Genomic DNA, 6910 nt, shown 5'->3' with positions numbered 1-6910 from the left:
CGGTTGTCGTGGAGGAGGATCGCGTCCGGCGCGGTCGCGGAGGCCTCGTCGGTGACGACCGGCAGGTCGCGGTACGGCCTACCCGAGCGCCGCCGCCAGCTCCGCGAACGCCTCGTGGAACCCGGGGTACGTCTTCCGTACGCACCCCGGGTCGTCGAAGGTGATCCCGGGGGTGCGCAGGCCGGTCACCGCGAAGGACATGACGATGCGGTGGTCGCCGTACGACTTGATGTCCGTGCCCTGGGGAAGGGCCTCACCGGGGTGGATCTCGATCCAGTCCGGGCCGGTCTCCACCCGTACCCCCAGCCGTCGGAGGTTCTCCGCGCAGGCTTCCAGGCGGTCGCACTCCTTCACGCGCGTGTTGGCCACGTCCTCGATGCGTACGGGGCCGGAGGCGAAAGGTGCGAGCGCGGCCAGGGTCGGCATGGTGTCGGAGATGTCCCGCATGTTGACCGTGAGGCCGCGCAGTTCGCCCGTACCCGTCACCGTCGTGCGGTCGTCGCCGATGTCCACCCGCGCGCCCATCCCGCGCAGTACGCCGACGAAGCCCAGGTCACCCTGGAGTGCGCCGGTGCCCAGGCCGGGGACCGTCACCTCGCCGCCGGTGAGGGCCGCCGCCGCGAAGAAGTAACTGGCCGTCGAGGCGTCGGGCTCGATGGCGTAGGTGGTGGCCCGGTAGCCGCCGGGCGGGACCACGAACACGTTCCCCTCCTTGCGGACCTCCGCCCCGAACGCCCGCATCATCGCGATGGTGATCTCCACGTAGGGGGCGGAGACGAGGTCGGTGACGTGGACGCGCAGGCCCGTGCGGGTCAGGGGGCCCAGGAGGAGCAGTGCGGTGAGGTACTGGGAGGACTCGCCCGCGTCCAGGGTCACTTCCCCGCCTTCCACCCCCCTGGCCGCGATGCTCAGCGGGTGATGCCCCTCCGCCTCCTCGTGCCGCAGGTCAACGCCCAGGTCGCGCAGGGCGCGGGTGAGGGGGGCGAGGGGGCGGCGGCGCATCTGGGGGGAGGCGTCGAAGCGGTAGGTGCCGTGGCCGGCGGCGGCGAGGGCCGGGAGGAAGCGGGCGGTCGTGGCGCCGTCGCGGCAGTGGACGTCGGCCTCGGTGGCCGCCGGGCCCTGCGGGCGGCCGTCGATCTGCCAGGCGCCGGGGGTCCGGCCGACCCGGTAGCCGAGACGGACCAGGCCCTCGGCGAAGCCCTCCGTGTCGTCCGAGCGCAGGGGGCGCACGAGGGTGGTGACCCCGTCGGCGGCCGCGGCGAGGAAGAGAGCGCGCGCGGTGATGGACTTGGAACCGGGAATCTCTACGACGGCCATGGCACCATGCTCGCCCGGCCCGCGCCTCACGCGTCGGAACGTCCGCGAAATGGACCATGAACGCTGAGCGCTCCGCTGGAGGTGCCGCGAGGTTGCCGGTCCGCAGCGGCGCCGTCGTGGCTTGTCGTCGCTCCCCCACGTGCATCCACACCAGGAACCGTGCCACGGACCTGAGCGCCCGGTCGGGGGCCTCGGGCCGGTAGATGTGTGCCTGGCCCGCGGCCGTCCAACTTCCTGTGCGTCCTGGGGTCGCAGGTGCCGCCCTGTGCCAGTTTCCCGAGAATCTGCCGGCAGCCGGGAACCCACCCCCGCCCCGCCCCGTCCAACCGGCACGACTGCCGGATGAGTCACCGCTGCGCGGTGTCGGCCTCGCTGCTGGCTGCGATCGCTGACCCACCCTCTCCAACCGCCTGCGGCCGGCAGCGAGCCGTCACCGGCGCGCCCCCCTCCGATGCGCCGGTGACGGCCCCCCTTCCGGGGACAACCGGCCATCTCGCGTTAGTGTGCGCACCATTGACCGGAAGAAACCTTCCGGCTACTCGTGACCTCTCGGAAGTTTCCTTCACAGGGGAAGGAGCGCCCCCGTGCGCGACCCAGCTGAGCCCAACGGGACCAGTGCCCGCCCTTCCAGACGCGCTCTCCTCGCCGCTACCGCGGGCACCGGCGCCGCGCTCACCCTCGGGGGCGAGGCACATCCGTACGACGGTGACGCGCGCCTGCGCGGGCTCATCTCCCGGATGAGCCTGGAGGAGAAGGTCGGTCAGCTGTTCGTCATGCGGGTGTACGGGCACTCCGCCACCGCACCCGACCAGGCCGACATCGACGCCAACCTCAAGGAGATCGGCGTACGGACGGCGGCCGAACTGATCGCCAGGTACCGGGTCGGCGGCATCATCTACTTCTCCTGGGCGCACAACACCCGCGATCCGCATCAGATCGCCGACCTGAGCAACGGCATCCAGGAAGCCTCCCTCGCACTTCCCCGCGGGCTGCCCGTCCTCGTCTCCACCGACCAGGAGCACGGGATCGTCGCCCGCGTCGGCAGACCGGCCACCCTCCTCCCCGGGGCCATGGCCCTCGGCGCGGGCGGCTCACGCACCGACGCGCTGACCGCCGGCCGTATCGGCGGCGCCGAGCTGCGCGCCCTCGGCATCCGCCAGGACTACGCGCCGGTCGCCGACGTGAACGTCAACCCGGCCAACCCGGTGATCGGCGTACGGTCGTTCGGCGCCGATCCGAAGGCCGTCGCCGGGCTGGTCGCCGCGCAGGTCAGCGGGTACCAGCGGTCCTCCGTCGCCGCCACCGCCAAGCACTTCCCGGGGCACGGGGACACCGCCGTCGACAGCCACTACGGGTTCCCCGTCATCGAGCACACGCGCGAGCAGTGGAGCAGCATCGACGCGCCGCCGTTCCGCGCCGCCATCCGGGCCGGCATCGACTCGATCATGACCGCGCACATCATGGTCCCGGCCCTCGACGACTCCGGCGACCCCGCCACCCTCTCCCGCCCGATCCTCACCGGCATCCTGCGTGAACAACTCGGTTACGACGGGGTCGTGGTCACCGACTCGCTGGGGATGCAGGGCGTACGGGAGAAGTACGGGGACGACCGCGTCCCGGTGCTCGCCCTCAGAGCCGGGGTCGACCAGCTGCTCAACCCGCCGTCGATCGACATCGCCTGGAACGCCGTCCTGACGGCCGTGCGACAGGGGGAGCTGACCGAGGCACGGCTCGACGAGTCGATCCTGCGCGTGCTGCGGCTCAAGAAACGGCTCGGGCTGCTCGACCGTCCGTACGTCACCCATGAGGGCGTCGACCGGGCCGTCGGAGTCCGCGCACATCTCCTGGCCGCCGACCGGATCGCCGAGCGGACCACCACCCTGCTCGTCAACGAGCGGCAACTGCTGCCTCTTTCCCGGGTGACCCAGAAGAGGGTGCTCGTCGTCGGGGCCGACCCCGCCTCCCCGTCCGGCACCACCGGGCCGCCCACCACCGTGCTGGCGAACGCCCTCACCGAACTGGGGTTCACCGCCACCGCCCTGTCGACCGGCACCGGGCCCTCCGCCGCCGTCATCGCCCGGGCGGTCGCCGCCGCCGGGGAGGTGGACGCGGTGGTCGTCGGGACGTACAACCTCAACAGCACAAGCAGTCAGCGGACCCTCGTCACCCAGCTCCTCGCCACCGGACGGCCCGTGGTCTGCGTCGCCGTCCGTAACCCGTACGACGTGGCCCAACTGCCTGCCGTACAGGCCTATTTGGCCTCCTACTCCTGGACCGACGTCGAACTCCGGGCCGCCGCACGGGTGATCGCGGGGCGGGTCGGACCGCGCGGGAGGCTGCCGGTGCCGGTGCTGAGCGCGGACGATCCGACGCGGGTGCTGTATCCGATCGGTCACGGACTGTCGTACTAGCAGCACGAGGCAAAGAGACGTACCCGACGTACGTCACACACCCGGCGCACCACCCCCAATAGACGCAAATCCACCGGACTTCCGGCGTGACCCTGGCGGCGCGGGTCACGCTGTGCGGGGTACTCGGGGGGATGCGATGCGCGAAGAACGTTCCGTGGAAGTGGTGTGCGTGCGGGTGGCCGTCTGCGCGCTGCTGATACTGGTCGCGGTGTTCACGGGGACCGGGTGCCGGCTGTCGTCAGGGGCGCCGGCGGGCAGTTCGGCGGACGGCTCCGCCGAGGGGACGTCCGGGGTCGCCGAGGGTACGGCGGTCGACCAGGGGCCCGCGCCGCCCCGGCCCACCGGCTACGGCACCGTCTTCCTCTCCATCGACGAGTGCAGCTCCTTCGGCACCACCCGTTTCACCGAGGTGCCCTGCACCAGCGAGCGGGCGGCGGCCCGGGTCGTGGCCCGGTACGACGGCAAGGTGAGCAAGGGTCCGTCGTGCCCGGCGACCACCGACTTCGTGCTGCACATCAGCGAACAGCGTCCCGCCGCCGACGAGGACGGCGACGGGGCCGTCCCGCAGGGCTACTCCTGTATGCGCAACCTCCAGGCCCCGCACCCCGGCGACCCGGGCGGCGGCGGAGGGCCGCGCACGATCGTCGGCGACTGCGTGTACAGCACCGGGCAGGGGGAGGTGCGCGAGACGGCGTGCGACGGGAAGGGCGAGAGGAAACCGGAGTACAAGGTGACCGAGGCCGTCGGCAGACGCGTCAACTGCCCGCCCTCGACCGCCCTTTACGTGCAACTGGGCGGAGAACAGCCGGTGGGGTGCGCGAAACCGGTGTGAAGGATTCCATTTCGCCGCCGAATAACGAGTCGCTCCCATTCACCGGAACAACTGTTGTGATGAATTCGTGAATCGGTAGGCTCCCCCCTGTCATGGCGCGGACCCCTTCTTTTCGGACAGTCCGCCAGCACTCACAGGCCGGGAACCTCTGTGGCACTCCACGCACGCACGGCGCAACAGCAGCAGGACCGGGCTCCGAAGCGCCAGTTGTCGCTCCGGACGATCCTCCTCATCCTGGCCCTGGTGCCCTGTCTCGCCCTGGTGGCGCTGGGCGCGACGAACTCGTCCCATCTCTACGGCGACTGGCGGACCGTCCATGACCGCAACGAGCAGGGGAAACGCTTCGGCGGACCGCTCGTCACCGTCTTCTTCAGCCTCCAGGCCGAGCGACGGCTCAGCGCGGCGGTGCTCGCGGACCCCAAGGCCGACCAGGCCGAACTGACGCGTCAGCGCGAGCTCACCGACAAGTCCGTACGGAGCCTCGACGCGGTCGGTAGTGCCCCGCGCGCGCTCACCGGGGCCTTCCAGGAGGTCACCCGCGGCCTGAAGGAGCTGCCCGGCTTCCGGGACGCCGTGGACCGGCGGTCCGCCGACCAGCAGCAGACGTTCGACGCGTACACCGCCGTGATCGCGTCGAACATGCAGCTCTTCGACGACTTCAGCAACGTCGGGGTCGGCGAGACGGCCGACCTCACCCGACCGGCGCTCGACGCGCAGTGGGGCCTGGAGATGATCTCGCGCGAGGACGCGATCATCACCGCCGGAGTGGCGAGCGGCCGGCTCACCGGTGAGCAGCGCTTCCAGCTCGCCCAGCTGATCGGCAACCAGGAACACGTGTACGGCAACAAGGTCGTTCCGCAGCTGCCCGACGCCCGCGCCGAGGCCTACCGGGCCGTGCTGTCCGGCGCAGACTGGAAACGGAAGGCCTCGGTCGAGCGGAGCCTCCTCAACACCGAGGACGCCGACGACAGCGGCCGGACCCCCGTCCCCGCCAGGCTCGGCAAGGAGTGGCAGCAGAGCCTCGCCGGGATGACACCCAAGCTGATGCAGGCCGGCAACGCCTACTCCGACGTCCTCGTCGCCGCCACCGAGGACGAACTCGACGACCTGATGACCGACATGATGGTCAACACTGCCCTGAGCACGGCGGTCGTGCTGCTGATGCTGGTCCTCTCGCTGCGCCTCACCGGAATCCTGCGCCGAAGGATCTTCGACCTGCGCGACGAGGCCCTCGAATTCCAGAAGCTGCTGCCGGACATCGTGGAGCGGCTGCGCAAGGGCGAGAAGGTCGACACCGACGCGGAACTGCCCGAGATCCGGCACGGCGACGACGAACTCGGCCAGCTCGGCCAGGCTCTCAACCAGGCCCGCGGCTCGGCCCTGGAGACCGCGGTGCGGGAGATCGAGCTGTACCGCGGCTTCGAGCGGCTGTTGCAACGCATCGCCCGGCGCACGCAGTTGCTGATCGGCATGCAGCTGAAACGTCTCGGCGAGATGCAGCGGCGGCACGAGGACCCCGAGGTCCTGGAAGGGCTCTTCGACCTCGACCACCTGGCGGCCCGGCTGCGCCGCTACGAGGAGAACCTGGTGATCCTCGGCAGCGGAACACCGCAGCGGCGCTGGCGCAGACCCGTCCTGCTGCTGGACATCCTGCGTTCCGCCCAGGGCGAGGTGCAGGACTATCGGCGCATCCGGATCGACACGGACGGCGAGACCTGGCTGTCGGAGCGTGCCGTCGGCCCCATGGTGCATCTGCTCGCGGAACTCATGGAGAACGCGGTCTCGTTCTCCCGGCCGCCGACCCCGGTCGAGGTGACCGCCTCCCAGGTGGGGCGCGGTGTCGCGATCGAGATCGAGGACCGGGGCATGGGCATGGACCCCGAGCAGTACGCCGAGGCCAACGAGCTGATGGCCAACCCGCCCCGCATGGACGTGATGTCCCGCGCCGACGACGCCCGGCTCGGCCTGTACGTCGTGGCCCGGCTCGCCGCCAACCTGGGCCTCCAGGTCGAGCTGCGGCCCTCGTCGTTCGGGGGCACCCGGGTCGTCGTACTGGTCCCGGCGCAGCTGATCTCCACCGGTCAGCCGGTCCCGGACCGGCCCCTCCCTCTTCCGGCACCCCCGGAGCCCACCGCTCCCCCGTCGGCCGCCGCCCCGAACCGGCTCGCACTGCGCGCGGCGACCACCCGCCCCACACCACCGTCGGCCCCCACCCCGGCCCCGCTCACGTTCCGCGGAGCGACCACCCGCCCGGGACCGACGGACTCGCCAGACCGCCCCGGCACTCCGGCCGCCCCCACCCCGGACCCCCTCACCCGCCGCGCAACGACCTCCCGCCCCGGGCCGACGG

General features: G+C 71.6%; 4 protein-coding genes. 3 read left to right on the top strand and 1 reads right to left on the bottom strand.

The window, feature by feature from the left end; all coding sequences use genetic code 11:
* Nucleotides 1–78: 78 nt before the first annotated feature.
* Nucleotides 79–1317 carry a 3-phosphoshikimate 1-carboxyvinyltransferase gene (aroA, locus tag RB628_RS38820; RefSeq protein WP_318325361.1) on the bottom strand — a complete coding sequence of 413 codons (1239 nt, stop codon included), beginning with the start codon at nucleotides 1315–1317 and terminating at the stop codon, nucleotides 79–81.
* A gap of 584 nt (nucleotides 1318–1901) precedes the next feature.
* On the opposite strand from aroA, the gene RB628_RS38815 reads away from it, so the two are divergent.
* From RB628_RS38815 to RB628_RS38805, 3 genes are all read left to right on the top strand, one after another.
* A complete protein-coding gene (locus RB628_RS38815) occupies nucleotides 1902–3728 on the top strand; it encodes a glycoside hydrolase family 3 protein (protein ID WP_318325360.1) in 1827 nt (608 codons plus the stop codon).
* A 136-nt stretch (nucleotides 3729–3864) separates the two neighbouring features.
* Nucleotides 3865–4560 carry a hypothetical protein gene (locus RB628_RS38810; protein WP_318325359.1) on the top strand — a complete coding sequence of 232 codons (696 nt, stop codon included), beginning with the start codon at nucleotides 3865–3867 and terminating at the stop codon, nucleotides 4558–4560.
* Between the two features lie 150 nt (nucleotides 4561–4710).
* Nucleotides 4711–6910 (top strand): nitrate- and nitrite sensing domain-containing protein (locus RB628_RS38805; RefSeq protein ID WP_318325358.1); only part of this gene is annotated, 2200 nt, incomplete at its 3' end.

Origin of the sequence: Streptomyces sp. ADMS (assembly GCF_033441795.1) — a bacterium.
In the GTDB taxonomy this organism is placed as follows: domain Bacteria; phylum Actinomycetota; class Actinomycetes; order Streptomycetales; family Streptomycetaceae; genus Streptomyces.
This window is presented reverse-complemented; position numbering and strand designations above follow the sequence as displayed.